We start from the raw sequence: 20,534 nt of genomic DNA, 5'->3' as shown, positions 1-20,534 counted from the left end.
ACAGGTAATGCGACTGTTATTGAGCGGCGATGTTTTGAGGGTTAACCAGCGTAACAATATCCCCCATTATTGCGTTCAGCTCAAAGTTCTTGGGGGTATAGATCTGCGCGACGCCCATTGCCCTCAGCTTTTCCGCATCATCTTCGGGGATGATCCCGCCGACAATTACCGGAACGTCTAAGCCGGCGGTATTCAGGCGCGCCATGACATCCTGCACCAGAGGAATATGGCTGCCCGACAAGATTGAAAGGCCAATCACATGAGCCTGATCTTCCATCGCCGCGGTCACAATTTCTTCGGGTGTCAGACGGATGCCTTCATAGCTGATGTCCATACCGCAATCGCGGGCGCGGAAAGCGATCTGTTCCGCGCCGTTTGAATGGCCGTCCAACCCTGGCTTGCCGACCAGAAACTTCAGACGACGACCAAGCTTGTCGCTGACCGCATCCACAGCGGCGCGCAGGTCTTCCAAACCTTCGGTTTTGTTCGATACCGACCCGGACACACCGGTCGGCCCACGATAGGTGCCATAAACCTTGCGCATTTCTTCGGCCCATTCGCCAGTGGTGACACCGGCCTTGGCAGCTGCGATCGAAGGCTCCATGACGTTCGCACCTGTCTGCGCCGCTTCGCGCAATGACGCCAACGCCGCGGTAACGGCCGCGTCATCGCGCTCGGAGCGCCATTCGTTGAGACGGCTGATCTGCTCTTGCTCGACCGCTGGATCGACAACCATGATGCCGCCGTCCTCGGTCTGCAGCGGTGAGGGTTCACCTTCGGTCCACTTGTTCACGCCGACGACAACGGTTTCATTACGTTCGATGCGATTCAGGCGCTCGGCGTTCGAGTCCACCAGACGGGACTTCATGTATTCGATCGAAGCGACAGCACCACCCATCGAATCCAGATTTGCCAACTCGGCGCGCGCGCCTGCTTTCAGATCTTCGACCTTAGCGTCGACAGCGGGGTTGCCGTCGAACAGATCGCCGTATTCCAGAAGATCGGTCTCATAGGCCAGAATCTGCTGCATCCGCATCGACCATTGCTGATCCCATGGGCGGGGCAGACCCAGCGCCTCGTTCCAGGCAGGCAACTGAACCGCGCGGGCGCGGGCCTTTTTCGACAGAGTCACGGCCAACATCTCGATCAGGATGCGATAGACGTTGTTTTCTGGTTGTTGCTCGGTCAAGCCGAGCGAGTTCACCTGCACGCCGTAGCGGAAGCGGCGGAACTTGGGATCTTCGACCCCGTAACGGTCTTTCAGAATCTCGTCCCAAAGATCCACGAAGGCGCGCATCTTGCACATCTCGGTGACAAAACGGATGCCCGCGTTCACAAAAAACGAAATCCGACCGCAGAGCGCGGGGAAATCTTCGGCCGGTACGCGCGGGCGCAGCTCGTCCAGAACAGCGATTGCTGTTGCAAGGGCATAGGACAGCTCTTGTTCAGGTGTCGCGCCAGCTTCTTGCAAGTGATAGGAACACACGTTCATCGGGTTCCATTTTGGCACGTTGGTATAGCAGTACTCGGCCACATCCGCGATCATCTTCAGCGACGGTTTCGGCGGGCACACGTAAGTGCCGCGGCTCAGATATTCCTTGATCAGATCGTTCTGAACCGTGCCTTGCAGCTTGGAGACATCCGCGCCTTGTTCTTCGGCCACGGCGATATAAAGCGCCAGCAACCATGGTGCCGTTGCGTTGATGGTCATCGAGGTATTCATCTGTTCCAGCGGAATTTGGTCGAACAGAACTCGCATGTCGCCCAAGTGACTTATCGGTACGCCGACTTTCCCGACCTCGCCCCGTGCCAACGTATGGTCGCTGTCATAGCCAGTTTGAGTGGGCAAATCGAAGGCCACTGACAGCCCGGTCTGACCCTTTGCCAGATTGCCGCGATACAATGTGTTCGACGCCTTTGCGGTGGAATGACCGGCGTAGGTTCGGATGAGCCAGGGGCGATCTTTCTGCGTCTGCGTCATAGCGGGCCTCGTGTCCTTGGTGGGCAATAAAATTACTTTGAAGGCTTCTAAAGCGCAATTTTCGGGATATGTCAATTCGCTGCGATGCGGCATATGCAGTTCTTGTGATTGTAGGACGCAACGTTTGCTGTCAGGGTGCGCGCATGACTGAGACCGTGGAGCTTCCGCTTTGGCTGTTTTTGCTGATCCTGGTGTTTGCCGCGGTCACATTTGCTTCGCATTTTCTGTTTCCGTCCGTGCGATGGTTCTTTCGTCGTCGCCTTGAACGTGCGGTGAAGCGCCTGAATACGCGGCTGCAGCGCCCGATTCAGCCTTTCAAGCTGGCCGAGCGGCACGACATGATCCAGCGCCTGATTTACGACCCCCAAGTGGGACAAGCGGTTCAGGATCATGCACATGAAACCGGCGTCCCCGAAGCGGTGGCTTTCGAAACCGCCCGCCGTTACGCGCGTGAGATCGTGCCATCTTTCTCGGCGGTGGCGTATTTCAGTTTTGCAATTCGGGTCGCCCGCATGCTGAGCAATGCGTTCTACGATGTGCGCCTCAGCTATCAGGATGAGGAGGCGATAAAAAACATCGACCACGACGCAACCGTTGTGTTTGTGATGAACCATCGCAGCAACATGGATTACGTTTTGGTCACGTATCTGGCCGCGCAGCACTCGGCATTGTCCTATGCGGTGGGCGAGTGGGCGCGTGTCTGGCCGCTCAGCCGCTTGATCCGGGCCATGGGCGCTTACTTTATCCGTCGCAGATCGGGCAGCGAGCTCTACCGACAGGTCCTAGCCTGTTATGTGCGTCACGCGACCGAAGCAGGGGTAACGCAGGCTATGTTCCCTGAAGGGGGATTAAGCCTAAGTGGTGCTCTGGGGCGTCCTAAGCTGGGTCTGTTGAAGTATATTCTGGATGGAACCAAACCGGATGGACGAGATGTGGTCTTTGTGCCTGTCGCGCTGAATTACGACCGGGTTCTTGAAGATACGATCCTGACAAAGGCTGCGCTGGGGAATGAAAGGCGTTTTCGCGCCCGTATTGGGGTGATTACGGGTTGGATTCTCAAGCAGATCGGTCGCCGTCTGATCGGGCGATACACTCGGTTCGGACTAGCGTCGGTGCGGTATGGGAAACCGATCTCTTTGCAGGAGTTTCGTACCGAGCATGAGCGGGACGTCATGACGGATCTGGCGCGTGCCCTGATGGGCCGTATCAAAGATGCTATCCCGCTTGTCCCTCTGCCGGCGATCTGCAAGCTGATCCAGGAACGTGGTGAATTGTTGGAAGATGACGTCCGACGTATTGTTTCGGATTCCATGCGACGCGACGGAACTTTGGCAGATCCCGATGACACTGTGATTACCCAGGCTCTGGACCAACTCGTGCAGAGGCGGATCCTGAAGCAGGTGGATGGAAAAATATCCCAATCTGGTCAACGGGTTGACTTGTTGAACTACTACGCGGCCTCTGCACGAGAAGATATCGAGTTTGGAGATGCTGCGCCAGCAAAAGAAATTTCTGCACTCGCTGGGTCATAAAATTACAAAATAGATGCAAATTCTATTGCAATATTGCTCAGGTCCAAATATCTCATCTGGTAACGCAGGCGATTCTGCATCGCGGCGAAGGGTTAGATAAAAGGAGGCCAACATGGCTCTGGACACCGAAAGCGGTATCGCGTCCTACGACGCGCCGGAAAAAGACCTCTATGAGATGGGTGAAATCCCTCCGATGGGATTTGTACCTAAGAAAATGTATGCGTGGGCGATTCGTAAGGAACGCCATGGCGAGCCGGACACGGCCATGCAGCTGGAAGTGGTCGATGTGCCCAAACTGGACAGCCACGAGGTGCTGGTTCTGGTGATGGCGGCTGGTGTGAACTACAACGGCGTCTGGGCGTCGCTGGGCAAACCGATCAGCCCATTTGACGGCCATGGCCAGCCCTTCCACATCGCGGGTTCGGATGCCTCGGGCATTGTCTGGGCCGTGGGTGAGAAAGTCACCCGCTGGAAAGTGGGCGACGAGGTCGTGATCCATTGTAATCAGGACGATGGTGACGACGAACACTGCAACGGTGGCGACCCGATGTATTCTGACAGCCAGCGCATATGGGGCTACGAGACGCCCGATGGTTCCTTCGCGCAGTTCACCAACGTACAGGCCCAGCAGCTGATGCCGCGCCCCAAGCACCTGACCTGGGAAGAAAGCGCCTGCTACACGCTGACGCTGGCCACCGCCTACCGGATGCTGTTCGGTCACGAGCCGCATGACCTGAAGCCGGGGCAGAACGTTCTGGTTTGGGGCGCGTCAGGCGGTCTGGGATCGTATGCGATCCAGCTGATCAACACCGCAGGTGCGAATGCGATCGCCGTGATCTCGGACGAAAGCAAGCGTGACTTTGTGATGGGTCTGGGTGCCAAGGGCGTGATCAACCGCAAGGATTTCAATTGCTGGGGTCAGCTGCCTACAGTCAACACGCCGGAATATGCCGAGTGGTTCAAAGAGGCCCGTAAATTCGGCAAAGCCATCTGGGACATCACCGGCAAGGGCGTCAATGTCGATATGGTGTTCGAACACCCCGGCGAAAGCACCTTCCCTGTCTCGACCTTCGTGGTGAAAAAGGGCGGCATGGTCGTGATCTGTGCTGGCACCACCGGATACAACCTGACCTTCGACGTGCGTTATATGTGGATGCACCAGAAGCGTCTTCAGGGTTCGCACTTTGCACATCTGAAGCAGGCATCGGCGGCAAACCAGCTGATGGTCGAGCGTCGTCTGGACCCCTGCATGTCTGAAGTCTTTGCGTGGAACGAGCTGCCCGAAGCCCACATGAAAATGTTGCGCAACGAGCATAAGCCCGGCAACATGTCGGTTCTGGTTCAGGCACCGCGCACCGGAATGCGCACCCTCGAAGAGGTTCTGGACGCACGCGGGTAACCGGCCTGCTTCCTAGAAATTGCGCCCGCGAATCGTTAATTCGGTTCGCGGGTGCGCTGCGTTTTGGGCGCGGGTGATCGTTTTCAACGACTTGCAAAACCCGACCCCGCTATTTTTGGGGAGTAGAAACCAGTGAATAGTCGCAAAAACACTGCACATGTTATGGTTGTGTTAACCCTTCGTTAACCGTTTCGGAGCGACTCTAGATGGCGAAAAATGAGTGGATACTGGACGTTTTGTCGGATCTCAACGCATTCGCCGTTGAGAACGGTTTGACCGCGCTTGCCGAGCAGTTGGATGACACCAAGCTGATCGCAGCGGCTGAGATTGCGTCCTTGAAGGATGAGGCTCGGACGCCCGCGAATGGGAACAACACCGGATATGGCTCAGGTCCTGGAGGACTTGGAAAACACCAGCACGCTTGATGAACTAAGCGATGTTGCCGTCAGGTTGCGCGACCGGCTACAGGTTGAACATCTTATATATCATTGGGTTGATGGGGCAGGTGACCAATACGGTTATACCACCTATCCCGACGCCTGGGCAGAACGATACCGCGAGCGGAATTACCACCGTATTGATCCGGTAATTCTGGGCTGTTTCCAACGCTTTCACCCGGTGGATTGGAAGTCCTTGGACTGGTCGGGCAAGGTGGCGAAGAGTTTTCTTCAGGATGCGCTCGAACACGGGGTGGGCAATCAGGGCTATTCTATCCCGATTCGAGGTCCTAATGGTCAGTTTGCCTTGTTCACCGTTAACCATTCCTGCGACGATAACAGCTGGAAAAGATTTATTGATGCGCATGGGCGCGAGCTGATTTTGATTGCTCATTATTTCAATCGCAAAGCGCTGGAATTTGAGACCGACCGCCAACCAGACGCGCCGCGTGGATTGTCACCCCGCGAGGTGGACGCCATGACCCTACTTGCGCGGGGCTACAGTCGCGCACAGGTGGCGCATTCTCTGTCGATCTCTGAGCATACACTGAGGGTCTATATCGAAAGTGCCCGTGCCAAACTTGGGGCACAGAACACGACCCATGCGATCGCAACAGCGTTAAGCAGGGGATTAATAGTCGTTTAAGAAAACATCTAATAAAAACAGTATGCTGGATCCAATATGTGCCCATTATGTGCCTGTGGCAGATAGGGCGCAATTTGACTAGGCCGAAGTCAAAACTTGACTAACCCGCTGAAAACACTAAATTTTTCACTTGACAATCTGTTAAGTATATGATACTACGTGATAATTCGAGAAATTCTGTAGCAGAGATAACGCCGATACTGCTTGGTTAAACTTATGGCAACCCAAACCCGTAGGACAGGTTTGATCCCCCTTTAGAGGGGAGTTGAAGGCGTTATTATGTCGGAGAACGACAAGCTACTAACACCCGATCAGCTAGCGCAGCGATGGGGTATGACTTACCACGGCCTAGCTATGCAGCGGTCTAGGGGCGTCGGTTGTCAATTCATCAAAATCAGCCACAAGGTAGTGCGCTACCGCTTGTCTGACGTGCTGGCTTATGAGCAAGCCAACATACAAGGCGGTGCAGCATGATTGAAGCGGGACCGGGACCAAAAGACCCAGACGCACCATGCACCAAGGGCGAGTTGCACACAGTCATGCAGAACGCGGCTAAGGTGCTGGACAACATTCAGCGTCAGATACAGCTACTAGCGGAAAACCATCAGCGCATGGCGCATGATGCTATCGGTATCGCGGAAAATCAGAACACGCTGCAAGCGAACCAGAACACCATGTACGACAACCTAGTAGATATGCGGAAAGATATCGAAATCTTCCGTCAAACCTTTGAAGGCATGTTTGCAGAGAGGAAGCACTAACATGAACAATCTGAGCAATATGCTGGACCTACCGCACCTTGAGGACGCGCTAAAGCCGCCGCTAGGTGGCGGTGCTATCCCATTCTCTGACTTGATCCAGAAAGACACCGCCGCGCAGCTACGCTTGCGTGTCATGCAGCTAGAGGACGACAGAGCTACACAAGATGCGCGTATCGACAAGTTAGAGAACGCTCTAAACGTCATGGTGAAGGCGGTAGAAGGGCGCTTAGGCGACTTTGACAGACGCTTAGACACTCAAGAAATGTTCCGGTTCAGGATCATTCACACCTTCATAGAGGCGGGGCTGATACCAGAACACGCCGAAAGCGATCCTAAGTCGGTTCCAGCGGCGTTTAACGAGATTATCAAATCCGTTCAGGACATTTGGGACTTCGCACGTATAATCGACGGTAAAGCTTCCAGAGCGCATCAGAAGCTAGACAGGCTGGAGAACAAGAAATGAAGGCAGCGATACTTGCTATACTGCTAGCGACACCGCTTACCGCAGGTGAACAACGCCGACAGTGTTTCTACGATATGTCTAAGGACTACTTCGGTTCAGACTTAGCAGGGCTGGATAGCTACGCTGGTCTTTTGGAATCCACGGCAAATTTACTCGGGGATAATGCAGAACAGCATTTCTATGAGCGTTTACAAGAAAGCCGCAAGTCTGCTGTCAGAGAATTGGCGGTGCTGAACGGTAAAGGCACTGAGTATGACGCGATGATATTAGGCGCTTTAGTCTGTGTGCAGGACTACTGACATGACTGCTATTCTAATCTTTCTAGGCATTATGTCGCTGTTCTTCGTAGTGCCTTGGCTCGGTGCCTTACTTCTAATTCACATAGAGCGATGGCGCATACTGCGTAAGCATCGCTAAAAACCCGAAAACCCCGCCTAGCGTCAGAAACTAGAGCGGGGTTTTCTTTGGCTGTACAGACATGGGGGTCTGCTATGCACCTACTATAACAGCTAACCCATTGAAAACGCAAGATAAAGCTTGACATTTGTATATACATATGCTATAATAAACGGGCTGTAAAATAATAGTGGGGGTGTTATGGCTAATCCAAAACCAAGCTTGCCGGAAAATTCTGCTCTGATGAACTGTGAGCGCGCGTGTCAGCTAACAGGGCTTGCGTATATCACGCTTGCAAAGATGCGCAGCGCGGGGACTGGACCTAAGTACATACGGACGGGCGCGGGGCATATCTTTTACCGCCAAGTCGATATCGTAGACTGGATGGCCGAAGAACAGCGGTTCTATCCTGACGGTTCATTCGGTCCTGATGTTAAGGACAATTTTGAACGCGCTATGAGAGCCGCGCCAGTGTTTCCGCCTTCCTCCCCTAAGAGCGGGGATGAGGAAGCGACCGACACCGCTACCGCAGCGGAGTAACGGACATGGCAGATAAGAAACTAGACGGTACAGAATGGCCGTTTGAGGGCGGGGTCTGGGCGTCTGACGATATCGACTTTAGCGACTGGACCGAGGAAGAAGCACGGGAAGCTACAGAGCAAGTCACCGCTTGCCTAAACGACTACCAAGGGCCGCAAATCCCGTTTGAGGAAGATTGGCTCTACCAACAAATCCTGCCGGGGTTCATGCGCAAGCGCGAGGAATACCAGAAGCAGCTAGCGGTAGATGAGTTTGTCAAAGACCAAGGCAAGCTAATCGACCTGTCTGACGATGCGTTCATCCTAGACAACTTTGACTTGGTAGAGGGCTTAATCCCTATGCGCGGTAGGGTCGGTATCCTTGGCAAATACAAGTCAGGCAAGTCGGTTATCTCTACAGCGCTTGGCTTGCACATTGCGACAGGCAAGGACATTGGCGACAGGTTCGTAGAGCAGGGCGTTGTGATCCACGTAATGTCAGAAGGTGACGCCCAAAGGAACAAGAACCGCGTCTTAGCATGGTGTCGCGAAAACGGCGTAGAAACCTGCGATATTCTAGGCAGGTACATACCGCTTTCTTACAAGTACAACCTGACTGACGGTCACGAGGAACTAGAGAAAGACGTTATCTTCTATGGCGGTGCTGACCGCGTTGACGTGGTTATCATTGACCCGCTGATTGAGAATTTCAGAGGCAATGAGAACAGTTCAGAGGACATGATCAGGTTCCTAGATAACGCCCACAAGATAGCCAAGCTGATTGATGGCGTTGTCATAATCCCGCATCACACTGGCATGGATCAATCCAGAGGCGCACGAGGCAGCACCGCTTACGAGGGCGCTATGGATATCGTGCTGAAAATCGAGAACACGGGAAGCCAAGTCAAAGTTAAGTCAAGCGCGTCCCGCGACGGTGTTCTAGGCGATGGTATCAAGGGCGAAATCATCAGCCACGAGATAGGCACGAATAACCGCAACCGCGCTGTATCTTCGCCTGTGTTCATGTTCCGAGGCAATCTAAGCGGCCAAGAGGATGGCACCGCCGACTATAGCAAATGGTCAGCGCTTACCGAGAACCAACACAAGATAGTAGACCAGCTATACGGGCGCGTTATCGCCAAGCGAGGCAAGCCAGAGCGGGAAGAGTTTGTAGAGCGTATGGTTGCTATCTGGCCGGGTGAGGGTAAGCCAAAGACTAAGCGTTTGTCGGTCAATAGGACGTTGGCTTCCTTGATAAAGAAAGGTGTGCTGGCAGAGGACGGGACAATGATTGGCTTGGCACTAGAGTTTCACCGCTACTGGCAAAATCAGCCACGCCCTGTACCGGATGATCCCGCCGAATAAATCCCCTCTGAGAGGGGAGATAAAAGTCAATAAAAACAATAGCTTAGCAGGGGTAGCGAGGGTAGCAAGGGGTAGCAAAGGGGTAGCAAGCTACTGTAGCTACCGGGGTAGCAGGGTAGCAAGCGCAGCGCCCCCCTTGGGGGCTGCTACCCTGCTACTGCTACCGCCTACCCGAATTGGCCGGATTTGGGTAAGCGGGGTCGGCAAATCGACTTAACCCTCGGTTTTCATTGAATTTTTTGCTTGACATTCATTCCGAAGTGTGATAAAGTAACAGAATAAGCAAAACCGCGCCCGACAGCTTAGCTAGGTCGCCCGACAAACCGAGACAAATCAACGGTTTGCAAGCAATTAGGTAAGCTATGGCACGGCAGCGCAGAACAAGTGCCAGCCAAATCTTAGGTGCTATGGAGTTCTCGCCCATACGCACACTGGTTAGGCAAGCCAAGGCACTAGAGAAGAATGACCCGCACTCGAAAGAGTTGCGGTCCTTATGCGTTGAGCTATTGCAGTATGAACTGCCCAAACTAAAGGCAGTCGATCACGACATAGCAGCAGACGCGAACATCACTGTAACCATCGGCGGTACGCCCCCTAAAGTGGGGGACGAGTGATTGGGCATCCACGTCAACATTGACTTCCGACCAGAGCAAGAGGGTCTATATAACACGGCGGCACGGTTCGCGGTGCGTGTAGTGCATCGTCGGTTCGGTAAGACGTGGCAAGCGATTACAGAATTACTTATTGGAGCGCTGACGACCCGTCACACAGATTGGCGGGGCTTCTATGTCGCGCCGACCTTCAAGCAAGCCAAACGCATTGCATGGGATTACTTAAAGCAGTTCTGCCGGGATATCCCCGGCGTCGGCTTCAATGAGCAGGAGTTGCGCGTTGACTTCCAGAACGGCGCTCGTATCCAGCTATTAGGCGCTGAGACATACGACAGCTTGCGGGGACAGTACGCCGATCACGTTGTATTGGATGAGGCGCAGCTTATCCCAAGCGCGGCTTGGTCAACTGTTATTCGCCCGATGTTGGCAGACAGGCGCGGACGCGCAGTCATTCAAGGTACGCCAGCGGGTAGGCATAACCTGCTCTTTGACTTGTACGAGTATGCAGGCGGTAACGATCCTGACTGGTCGCGGCATCTACTGACAGTCAACGATACAGACGTATTGCCAGCTTCCGAAGTCAAAGCGATGAAGCGGGAAATGTCGCAGTCAGAGTACGAGCAAGAGCTACTGTGCTCGTTCAATGCGGCAATCAGAGGCGCATACTACGCCAAAGAAATGATGGCACTTGATCAGCGTGGGCAAATTACGCAGATCAAGTACGATCCCATAGCGCCCGTGTACTGCGCTATGGACCTTGGGTGGTCAGACCTGATGGTCTGTCACTTCATACAGCCAGTTGGGACCGAGCATAGGTTCCTGACTACCCAAGCATATGCCGAGACAAAGCTACCGGACGTTGTGAACGAGTGGAAAAAGCTACCGTTCAGCATTGATACCGTGATCATGCCGCACGACGCCGTGCAGCACGAGCTAACAAGCGGCATGACCCGTGAACAGGTTGTGCGCAACATGGGTCACAACGTCAAAGTAGCACCGCGCGTCAAGTCAAAGCATGAAGGCATTGAGCAAGTCAGAGCGCTATTGCCTCATTGCTGGTTCGACAAGGATGAGTGCGGCACAACCGTTGAGGCGTGTTTCAGCTACCGCGCTGACTACGATGAGACAAAGCGCGTAGTGAAGCTATCGCCAGTACACGACTGGTCCAGCCACTACGTTGACGCAATCCAGACATACGCGACAGGCAGGCCGGATCACATGGTTGACTGGTCCAGCTTCCCGCAGACAGCGCGGCCTAGCCGAGTGAGGTTCTAAGATGGCTATTAAACAGTCAAAGAAAGAGCAGAAGCTACGCTCAATCATTCAGCAAGAGATTGCGAACGGCGAAAACTCTAATCAGTCAGAAACGTATCAGAACCGTCAGGACGCGCTTGACTATTACGATGGTAAGCGACCCGCGCCAGAGGAAGACGGGGCAGAGGACTTTATCGTATCGACTGACGTAGCCGATATGACAAACGCGGTGCTTGCTCAACTGACGCCGATGCTCAGTACAGATGCGCTTGTCACATTCGAGAGCAACGGCAAAGCAGATGAGCAGAACGCCAGAGCCGAAAGCAACGCAGTCAACAACGTGATTATGGAACGCAACCAAGGCTTTATTGAGCTTGAGGAAGCGATCAAAGACGCGCTGTTGATGCGTAACGCCGCAATCAAAATCTACACCGACGATGAAGTAGACGTGCGGTATATCCGCACTGAACTGGTCCCCGCTGATGGGGGAGAAGCGGAGCAGCTAGCACCAGAGCAGATTGCAGCGTTGTTGCAGCCACGATCCCCGTTAGAGGTGCGCGAGTTAGTCGGTAAGCGCGTCAAAGTCACGACCACGAACCGTCAATTCAGGTTTGAGGCGGTGCCGATTGACAACATCATCTATGAAGCCAACGCCACGACCAGCGACGTGCAAAAGCTGCGTTTCCTAGCTGAACGCCTGTATTACACGCGGTCTGATCTGGTCGAAATGGGCTTTGATAAGAACGAAGTTGCGCAACTGCGTTACGTAGTGGACGCGCACCAGCTTATTGAGCGTAAGCGGAACAAGTCAAACCAGACCACGAACCTTGCACACTCAGACGATCAGCAAGTGATTGAGTGCTATGAGGTCTATCTACGCTATGACATTGACGGTGACGGTGTGTCAGAGCGCTTGCGCATTCTCTACGCAGGCGGGGTAGGCGGCTATGTCCTTGACTATGAGGAAGTAGACGTAACGCCTTATGCAATCGGGACAGCGTTTATTAGCAGTCACCGCATTCAGGGCGAAAGCCTGTATGACCATTTGCAACAGACGCAGGTGTATAAGACCTATTTGCTGCGTCACTGGATGGACAACATCGGCTACATGAGCGGAGGACGCTGGGTAGCTGACCCGATGGCCGTTGACATGAAAGACTTCATGAACGGCGGTAAGATTATCAAGACGAAAGACCCGACCAGACCGCCACTCAGGATTGATGAGACTGACATAGGCGGCTCAATCCTGAACGCCTTGACTTACCAAGACAAGATGCGGACAGAGCGTGGCGGTGCAGCACTGGACATGATGAGCGCAGACGCGCAACTAGTGGGCGAAACCGCCTACGGTATTGAGCGTCAGTATGGGCAGCGTGAACTGCTCGTGTCGTTCATGGCACGTAACCTAGCTGAGACACTAATCAGACCCGCTTACCTGCTCATGCACCATTACATGCGCAAGTACAGCAACGCGCCAATTAGCCTCAAGTTCAACGGTGATTGGGTACAGATTGACCCGTCACAATGGCCGCAGCGTATACGCTGCAACGTGAAAGCGGGAATGAGCGCAGGGGAGCGCAGCCACATTCAGCGCACCTTGGCGCAGATGCTTCAAATCCAGATGCAAGCAATGCAGCAAGGCATGAACGGTGTGCTTGCTGACGTGAACACGGTCTACAACACGATCCATGATTGGGCGGTGATGGCTGGTCTAGATGAGCCTGATAGCTACTCAATCAATCCCAATTCGCAGCAAGCGCAGCAAGCAGCGCAGAACAACGCGAAGTCTGCACAAGCTCAGCAGCAAGCACAGCAGCAAATCCAGCAAGCTATCTACCAGCTTGAACTGCAAAAGCTGCAACAAGCGGCGAAAGAGAGCCAAGACGAACTGGCCTACAAATACTGGTCAGACCGCCTCAACGCCGAAGTCAAAGAAGCGGAAATCACCGCTAAGGGCGTGATTGACCTAGAGAAAGTGCAGCTAGAGGGGGAGACCCGTGAACGTATCGCACTTAACGGCGCTCAAAGAGGCGTCGGCAACGATCCAGAAGATAGAGGAACAGCATGAACGAGAGTTCTATGAACGGTGGCTTGCTAGCGCAGACGCCAACACAGCCGAACAACTCAGACAACAAATCACCGGAAGCCGCGCAGCCTTCCGAAGCCTCTACTTCGCAATCGAAAAAGGGCCGGAGAAAGGGACGCCAGAGCCAGCAAGACAGGCTGGCAGCGGTAAACGATCTTCTAGCTAATGGTTCCTCCCCTAACGGCGGGGACCAAGAAACCGACACTGGTAGCCTCACCAGCCCTACCAGTGATGGTGAAGCCAACGTCCCCGGTGATAGCTCTCAATCGCCGCCACGCGACGCTGCCGGGGACGTTGGCGATCTATCTGTGAAAGAACTAGCCGAGCGGTTGGGGACTTCACCTAAGAAACTGTATGACAGCATACAGATTACAACCCAAGACGGGGAAACCCTGACGCTTGGTGCGGTCAAAGACCGTATCCAGACGCAGGAAGCGGCCACGCGAGAGATCGTGCAACGTGAGACCGCGATTAGTGAGCGCGAGAGCGCGACGTTGCAGAACATGCAACTTCTTCAAGAGGTCATGGGCGACCTGAAAGGCAAACTAAACCCTCAGACCATCCAGAAGCTACAGCAGAGGACCGCAGATACAGAGGCGCGAGAGCGTCAGATGATGCTGCAAACCATGCCAGAGCTAAAGGATGCAGCGCAGCTTGATACGTTCCGTACAGAAGTGGCGGAAACGATGCAGGCTTACGGGTTCCGTCCTAACGAATTGGTCATTCGTGACCATCGGATTGCGCTAGCGATCAGGGACTTAATCCAGACAAAGCGGCAACTGCAAAAGCTCATGGACTTTGAGCCGAACCAAGAGCCGCCAAAGCCGCACAAGCCGCAGGGTAAAAAACGCCGACAGTCAAACATGGCCGAGACAATCGCAACAGGGCGTCAGAGCGTCAGGCCGCAAGACAAGGCCAGAGCCGCTAACGCCATCTTACAAGAGGCCAAAAGATAATGCCTAATCCTTCAACACATCAGGATTTTGCCAACGTAGACTTCAACGGCACAATCCACGAAGACGTGATGGACGCTATCTGGGATATCTCAGATTACCCGCTTCCGTTCACTGATTTGGTCGGTTCAAGCACCGCCGAAAACCACTATCACGAGTGGGTAGAGGACAAACTAGCCGACCCTGTAGCGGGTGGTTGGGTTGCAGACGGTGCCGACAGCGACAAAGACGACAGCAAACTTGGTACACGTCTGGGCAACCACACGGGTATTCTGACCAAAGAGGTCAAAGTATCTCAGGCTGCACAGGACGCCAACAGCATTGGCAACATTGCGTCCCTTGGCTACCAAGTGATGCAGCGCCAAAAAGAACTTCGCCGCAACTATGAGGCCAACTTCCTTGGTATTCAGGGCAACACCGCAGATAGCGGCGACCAAGTTACCGCTGGCGTAGCCGCTGGTTTGGCCTGTCAGTTGACCCAGGTAGATACAGGTTCCGGTGCTACTGGTGGTGGTTTCGCCGCTGGTTCTTGGACCGCTATCACTCCCGGTACGCGGACGCCGCTTACTGAAACTCTGGTACGCGATGCTTGCCAAGAGGCGTGGGAAGATGGGGCAAACCCGAACGTTATCATGTCTGTTCCGTCAGTGATCAGGGCATTCAGTGAATATATGTTCACAAGCTCAAGCCGCATTGCCACTCTGACCCGCGAAACGGTCGGCGTAGACAAAGGCGGTGCTGGTACAGCAATGGGCAGCGTCAACGTCTTTATCACGGACTTCGGTGTCACTCTGGACATGATCGCGAACCGTCTGCAACTGACCTACCAAGACGTAGGGACAGACGTAGCCGCAGCGGTCTACGTGTTCGATCCGATGTACGTCGATATTAGCTGGTTGACTGGCTACACCGTCGATGAACTCTCCAAAACCGGACTTGCCGATAAGCGTCTGATGCACGCTAACGGCACCGTATGCGCTCTTAACCGTGACGCTGGACGTGTCCTTCTGGATATCAATCCAGAAGCCGCCGTTACAACCTAAGCGCTAAGTTTGGTCCCCTCTAGTGGGGGACCAAACGCCTACAGTCTTGGGGAGGGCTATGGTTGATCCAAAGGGGCGCGGTAAGCGCAAGCTAACAGACGAACAAGTGAGAGAAATACGGAATAAGGACTGGGGTAACTGGACGAACAAAGACATAGCCGGGGAATACGGTGTCACCGCGTCCGCAGTCCAAAAGATCAGAGCCTATGAGAGTTACAGGGACATAGAATGAGCAAGCTAGCGGCACCATACGTAGCAAGAGGCGGCAGAGCCACTACCAAGAGCGCTTTCAATGAAGGCGTACAGGTGCCGAAAGCTGAGTTCGACAAGATCGCGGCTAAAAACCCCGCTCTTAACTCTGCGAACCGCCTAGAGCGTTCAGAGGCGATGAAAAAGGAAATTCTGAGCGGCGATTTAGCCAAGTTTCGTCGAAGATAGGGGGCGCTGACATGACCGGGAAGCTAGAGCTAGGGATTGATCCGCACTACGGCTTTTATCCGAGGCTGGCAAAGCAAGAAGCAGAAGGCGCACAAGCCGCAGACGCTTACAGTGACTTTGACAGCGGCGGTGCGCGGTATGACGCAGGACCGTATCCGTCTGCGAACGGTCCTGATTACGCATTAGCGGAGAACTTGAACGGCTCATACGTGCTGATCGGGGGCGATATATGGTTCCTTAGTACATTCATGGGCCTATCGACCTACAGCCAAGTCTACAAAGACGAAGTTTACGCTAAGGCTGTTGAACAACTGCAATCGGTGGACTGATGAGCAAGCTAACGCCTCTAAAACAAACGCCGATTACCCTAGTACGCAGACCGGGGCAATTAATCGTGCCGAAAAAGCCACCAAGGAAACCAAGCTGATGCAGATGATACGACATAGACAGCGCTCTATCTCAGCTATTCGTAAGCCGGGGCAGTTTTTGGTGCCTAACAGACGCGCAACTGGCACACCGCCTTCAATCTCATTCTCATTAGGGACAGGCGCAACCGACCAAGGCAGCGGTCAGTACCGCTTGACTGGCCCTAACGCGATGATGGAGGTCGGTTTAGCCAACGCGCCGGGAGGTAGGTACGTCCTGTACTATGACGTTATCAACGCCGTTATCGGCGGTGTTCTGTACGACGCGCCGAAAGGTGACGCAGGACCGGATAGTCGCATAGCGCTTTGCTCAGACCCTATCCCTGACGGGTTTCGCCGCGCTCAAGGCGGCATTATCGCCAGTCAAAACGGCGAATACTACGCAATCCAACGCTTCCAAGAGGTTCCCGCCAACGCGACAGGAACAGACAAGATGTTCCGCCTAAGCCTCTGTAGCGACGTACCCGCAGGTGATTATGAAACCTACGGAAACTTCAAACTAGAGAGGTATCTAGGATGAGTATCGGTGGTGACGCCTCCAAACAGGACAAGTACGGTTACACAAACCGCGATGCGTTTGACTTTAGCCAGTCAAGCGGCGGTAGTTTCATTGACCCTAACCAGCAACCGTTTCTGGATGCGCTGCGGGTGATGGGAATGGACCAGTATAGCTCTGGTCAGTCGGGGTTTAATAACACGGCCTCAGCAGTCAACAACACTGGCTCAACCGCGCTAGAAAACTTAGGCGGGTTGGGAAACACTCAGCAAGTGATTGACGCACAGCTAGAAGGCTTGCAGTCCGGTCTGGGTGAAATCTACGCACAAGGTATCAGTTCGCTAGATCACAACGCCGCATCTTCCGGTGCGTTTGGTGGGTCACGCCACGGCATCACTGAGGCCGCGCTAGGCGGTGAAATCGGTGACGCCTTCACCAGAGGGTACGGCGATATAATTGCCAACGCTAACCGCCAAGCTATCGACGCCAACATAGGCACGATTGCTGGTGGCGGGGACGTTCTGAATAACGCAATCACTGGCGAGTTCGGGTTGCTGCAACGTCTACAGGGCTTGCTTGGTGATCCGACTGTTCTCAGCAGTCAGCAAAGCACAAGCATTGGCTCTGACGTTACTCGAAGCGAGGACTTCGGCAGTCAACGCAGCGCCGGATTTGATATCGGCATTAAGTGATCCCCCTTCGTAGGGGACTTGGAGGATAGACGATGGTAGCACCAGTTTTACTAGGTATCCTTGGGGCGGGGCTTGCTACCCAAGCGGCAGCGCACGGGTGGGCTATACCCAAGTTCAAGGAAATGCAGGGACGTAAAGCTCAAGGCATTCTGGACGACTTAGGGTCGGACGCCAGTATTGACGACAAACGCCGCGCTCTAATGTCAGGCGGGTTGCTGGATGTAGACAGCTTCGCAGACATTGGTTTTGAGGACCAAGCAAGTGAGCGTGATTTTCTGGAACAGCTACGGATACAGAACGCAGGTGACGCCGCTGCTATGGACCGTACCCTCATCACGCAGGAAGGCTTAGATAGGCGGCAAGAGGATCGCCAGACCTTTGAAGCTAGTGAGAGCGCATTAGACCGTGAGGCTGATTTAGACGTTATCAACGCTAAGGACTTACGGGAAGCTGACGATACGTTTTGGGCGGTCGATTCCGCACTAGAAACCGCTGTTGAGCCTATCAACAGCCGTATAGCTCTGAGAAACCAAGCCATAGAAACAGCGCAGCAGCTACAGGAAGCTAGGGCGCAGTACGGTGTGATGAGCCAAGAGGCTAGGGCGCTTGAGTTTGAGCTAGACGAACTTAGCGAAATGGACTTTTTCCAGTGGGTAGAGAGCGTCTACGGAGACAGAGAGCCAACGCCTGAGACACTCAGAAAGCTACGCGCGGCCTATCCCACATTCTCAAGCACACCAGAGACACGCTGGGGCCAAGTCACAGAGCGTTATAACGAGCGCAGCGCTCAGGACCGTAAAACGGTTCAAGTAGAGCTAGACAAGGCGCAGCGCACCATTGACCGCCTGAACAATCAATTCCCCGGTCAGGGTTGGGCCTTAGAGCATCCTCAGCGTTTCGTGGTCGAACCGCTTAACTCTGGCGGGGCAGTAGCGCCCTCTGAGATTGACCCTAGAACAGTCAGGTAGGTGACAAATGCAGACCGCACGTACCAAAGATGGTCGCTATGTTGTTCGCAACGTAGGTGAGAACAACTGGACCGAAGTATCTAAAGAGGAATGGACCGCAGCGCAGCAAGGCGTAGGTTCATCGTTCCTGCGCGGCGCTGGTAATAAGGTACAAGACCTTATCGGCGGCTTTGCTGAAACCTACGGTGGCATTGGCATCCCAAACCCTGTAGCTGACGGAGTATTACCGCCTAGAGAAAGCCTAGTGGAGCGAGGACGTGAACTGCGTACCAGAAATGACGTACAGCAAGAAGCGAACCGCACCATAAACCCCGGCTCTACGTTCTTAGGTGAAGTGGCACCAGAGGTAGCGCTAGGCGCTCTTATCCGGCGTCCCGGTCTGGGTATCGGTGTTGATGCTGGCATAGGTGCCGTTAGCGACCCAGAAAACCCTGTTAGAGGGGCGTTGATTAGTGGTTTAGCTGGCGGTGCTGGTGTAGCTGGCGGTAAAGCTCTTGAGGCTATGCCCGGTGTAATTCGCGGTATGCGGATTGCAGACGGAATTAAGGCTAAGGCTGGCGTAGACGACATACGCTCCCAAAACAAAGCCATGAGAGAGGCCGCAGAGAGCGGTACACCGCTGCGTGTGGTGGACAACAGTATCAACGCCTCTGTGAACCCCGACGCCACTGGTGAGCTGACTGAGAAGGTTTTGGGCGGCGTCTACGATAGCAACCACATGCTAGAGCGCTACGGCTTCCCAACCAGTCAGCCGCAAAAGACCATCCTAGATACTGGCGACCCTGCCGCCTACAACCGTGCGCGTATGCAGGATGGAGAGGACTTCAACGAATGGCGCTCTAGAGGCGGTATCAGAGGTCAACTGAAAGACGCCCACGCACCAGTAGACAACTACGGTGATTTAACGGTGATACAGCAGGATGCAGTCAACCGTACCGCTATGTCTGCAATGGGCAGCAACCGCGTAGCCGCTAGCACAGACAACGTAGATGAAGCCCTAGACCAAATCTCAAAGAACTACGACGATATTGCCGCCCGTGCCGGTAATATGGAAATGGGCAGCACTATGCAGCGGATTGACGAGATAATTGAAGTCACGCCTCCCGGTACTGAGGTCAGAACCGCAGTAGAGGACGCCAAAAAGCGTATCGAAGCGTATATGAAAACCAATGAGAACGGTGCGCAGTATCTTACCGCTGAGGACTTGATGAAGGTTCGCAATGTGCTTGCTAAACAGGCCAGAAACGCTTTCAGGGGACAGCCTACCGTTGAAACCGGATACGCTCTGAATGATGTTACAACCGAGCTTGATAACAGGTTAGCCGCAGCCCTAGACGTAGAGGACAGGGCGCTACTGAATGAGAACCGTGCGCAGTATCCAGCCGCGTTAGCAGCCAGAAACACCGCTGCAACTACGAATGATCGCGGTGATATCAACGTGCGGTCATACAACAACGCTTACAAGCGTCTGATGCGTCGGAACCGCACCGCCTACCGCAATAATGAGTTTGGTAAATTCCTCAACTCAGCAGCGGCGGCAATGTTCAGAGAAACCAGAGACAGCGGTACACCGCAGGGTATGGCTACTATGGTTGATACACTCTTGAACGCGGCGGATATGGCAGGCGTCCCCGGCGCTGGTGCGGTCAACCAGATCAGAAGCCTAGGCGGTCGATAATGAAAGACCTAACGCCGCCTGAGAGCCTTACAGAGACTATCTTGCGCTACAAACCGCAGATAGAGGCGGCGTTATCCTACGCGGGTCACTCCCACAGCTTCGACCAGATTGTTTCCTCTGTCCTGACTGGCAAGCTGCACTTCTACCCGCTGGAAAACAGCTTTGTGATTATGGAGCATAGGCAGTTTGGGAATTGGTCTAGCTACCATTGTTTTCTAGCGGGTGGCGTTTTTGAGGAAATCAACGCTCTAACCGAACTAGCCGCAGAGAATGGCCGCAAACTAGGTGCAGCCAAGCTAACGCTAATGGGGCGTAAAGGCTTTGAGCGGCGACTAAAGCCGCACGGCTGGAACGCAACACACGTACTCTTGGAACGTCCCCTCTGATGGGGG

20 protein-coding genes are annotated in these 20,534 nt (G+C 54.1%); 19 read left to right on the top strand and 1 reads right to left on the bottom strand.

All coding sequences use genetic code 11. The features are described from left to right. Nucleotides 1-16: 16 nt before the first annotated feature. Complete coding sequence (locus AC2FNR_RS16350) at nt 17-1,981, bottom strand: methylmalonyl-CoA mutase family protein (RefSeq protein ID WP_496850111.1); 1,965 nt, start codon at nt 1,979-1,981, stop codon at nt 17-19. Between the two features lie 143 nt (nt 1,982-2,124). Between AC2FNR_RS16350 and AC2FNR_RS16345 the strand changes: the two genes are divergently transcribed. From AC2FNR_RS16345 to AC2FNR_RS16255, 19 genes are all read left to right on the top strand, one after another. Further along, on the top strand, nt 2,125-3,513 hold the full coding sequence (locus AC2FNR_RS16345) for a 1-acyl-sn-glycerol-3-phosphate acyltransferase (RefSeq protein ID WP_496850110.1): 1,389 nt from the start codon (nt 2,125-2,127) through the stop codon (nt 3,511-3,513). A 112-nt stretch (nt 3,514-3,625) separates the two neighbouring features. Beyond that, a complete protein-coding gene (ccrA, locus tag AC2FNR_RS16340) occupies nt 3,626-4,912 on the top strand; it encodes a crotonyl-CoA carboxylase/reductase (protein WP_496850109.1) in 1,287 nt (428 codons plus the stop codon). A 206-nt stretch (nt 4,913-5,118) separates the two neighbouring features. After that, complete coding sequence (locus AC2FNR_RS16335; RefSeq protein WP_170772339.1) at nt 5,119-5,337, top strand: hypothetical protein; 219 nt, start codon at nt 5,119-5,121, stop codon at nt 5,335-5,337. Next, a complete protein-coding gene (locus AC2FNR_RS16330; protein WP_496850107.1) occupies nt 5,276-5,995 on the top strand; it encodes a helix-turn-helix transcriptional regulator in 720 nt (239 codons plus the stop codon). Before AC2FNR_RS16335 ends, AC2FNR_RS16330 begins: the two co-directional genes overlap by 62 nt. Before the next feature lie 470 nt (nt 5,996-6,465). After that, on the top strand, nt 6,466-6,756 hold the full coding sequence (locus AC2FNR_RS16325) for a hypothetical protein (protein WP_496850105.1): 291 nt from the start codon (nt 6,466-6,468) through the stop codon (nt 6,754-6,756). 1 nt (nt 6,757) lies between these two features. Continuing rightward, nucleotides 6,758-7,219, top strand: a complete 462-nt coding sequence (locus tag AC2FNR_RS16320; RefSeq protein WP_496850103.1) for a hypothetical protein — start codon at nt 6,758-6,760, stop codon at nt 7,217-7,219. After that, nucleotides 7,216-7,518 (top strand): hypothetical protein, encoded by a 303-nt coding sequence (locus AC2FNR_RS16315; RefSeq protein WP_496850101.1) that lies wholly within the window; start codon nt 7,216-7,218, stop codon nt 7,516-7,518. Before AC2FNR_RS16320 ends, AC2FNR_RS16315 begins: the two co-directional genes overlap by 4 nt. A 642-nt stretch (nt 7,519-8,160) precedes the next feature. After that, the gene (locus AC2FNR_RS16310) at nt 8,161-9,498 is read left to right on the top strand and encodes an AAA family ATPase (protein WP_496850099.1); all 1,338 of its coding nucleotides are present in this window, start codon (nt 8,161-8,163) and stop codon (nt 9,496-9,498) included. Nucleotides 9,499-10,112: 614 nt separating this feature from the next. Beyond that, a complete protein-coding gene (locus AC2FNR_RS16305) occupies nt 10,113-11,384 on the top strand; it encodes a terminase large subunit domain-containing protein (protein ID WP_496850097.1) in 1,272 nt (423 codons plus the stop codon). 1 nt (nt 11,385) lies between these two features. Then, complete coding sequence (locus AC2FNR_RS16300) at nt 11,386-13,431, top strand: portal protein (RefSeq protein WP_496850095.1); 2,046 nt, start codon at nt 11,386-11,388, stop codon at nt 13,429-13,431. Beyond that, the gene (locus AC2FNR_RS16295; protein ID WP_496850094.1) at nt 13,428-14,405 is read left to right on the top strand and encodes a hypothetical protein; all 978 of its coding nucleotides are present in this window, start codon (nt 13,428-13,430) and stop codon (nt 14,403-14,405) included. The genes AC2FNR_RS16300 and AC2FNR_RS16295 overlap by 4 nt, the downstream gene beginning before the upstream one ends. Further along, the gene (locus AC2FNR_RS16290; RefSeq protein ID WP_496850092.1) at nt 14,405-15,445 is read left to right on the top strand and encodes an SU10 major capsid protein; all 1,041 of its coding nucleotides are present in this window, start codon (nt 14,405-14,407) and stop codon (nt 15,443-15,445) included. The genes AC2FNR_RS16295 and AC2FNR_RS16290 overlap by 1 nt, the downstream gene beginning before the upstream one ends. Before the next feature lie 228 nt (nt 15,446-15,673). Continuing rightward, nucleotides 15,674-15,883: a hypothetical protein gene (locus tag AC2FNR_RS16285; protein ID WP_496850090.1), complete on the top strand. Its 210-nt coding sequence runs from the start codon at nt 15,674-15,676 to the stop codon at nt 15,881-15,883. 11 nt (nt 15,884-15,894) lie between these two features. Then, on the top strand, nt 15,895-16,212 hold the full coding sequence (locus AC2FNR_RS16280) for a hypothetical protein (RefSeq protein WP_496850088.1): 318 nt from the start codon (nt 15,895-15,897) through the stop codon (nt 16,210-16,212). Between the two features lie 97 nt (nt 16,213-16,309). Further along, nucleotides 16,310-16,828 (top strand): hypothetical protein, encoded by a 519-nt coding sequence (locus AC2FNR_RS16275; RefSeq protein WP_496850087.1) that lies wholly within the window; start codon nt 16,310-16,312, stop codon nt 16,826-16,828. Continuing rightward, the gene (locus tag AC2FNR_RS16270) at nt 16,825-17,496 is read left to right on the top strand and encodes a hypothetical protein (protein WP_496850086.1); all 672 of its coding nucleotides are present in this window, start codon (nt 16,825-16,827) and stop codon (nt 17,494-17,496) included. The genes AC2FNR_RS16275 and AC2FNR_RS16270 overlap by 4 nt, the downstream gene beginning before the upstream one ends. A 122-nt stretch (nt 17,497-17,618) precedes the next feature. After that, nucleotides 17,619-18,464, top strand: coding sequence for a hypothetical protein (locus AC2FNR_RS16265; RefSeq protein ID WP_496850084.1), 846 nt, complete (start codon nt 17,619-17,621; stop codon nt 18,462-18,464). A gap of 7 nt (nt 18,465-18,471) precedes the next feature. Beyond that, on the top strand, nt 18,472-20,142 hold the full coding sequence (locus tag AC2FNR_RS16260; RefSeq protein WP_496850082.1) for a hypothetical protein: 1,671 nt from the start codon (nt 18,472-18,474) through the stop codon (nt 20,140-20,142). Further along, nucleotides 20,142-20,528, top strand: coding sequence for a hypothetical protein (locus AC2FNR_RS16255; protein WP_496850080.1), 387 nt, complete (start codon nt 20,142-20,144; stop codon nt 20,526-20,528). The genes AC2FNR_RS16260 and AC2FNR_RS16255 overlap by 1 nt, the downstream gene beginning before the upstream one ends. Nucleotides 20,529-20,534: the final 6 nt, after the last annotated feature.

This window comes from Ruegeria sp. SATB045 (assembly GCF_059613525.1).
This window is presented reverse-complemented; position numbering and strand designations above follow the sequence as displayed.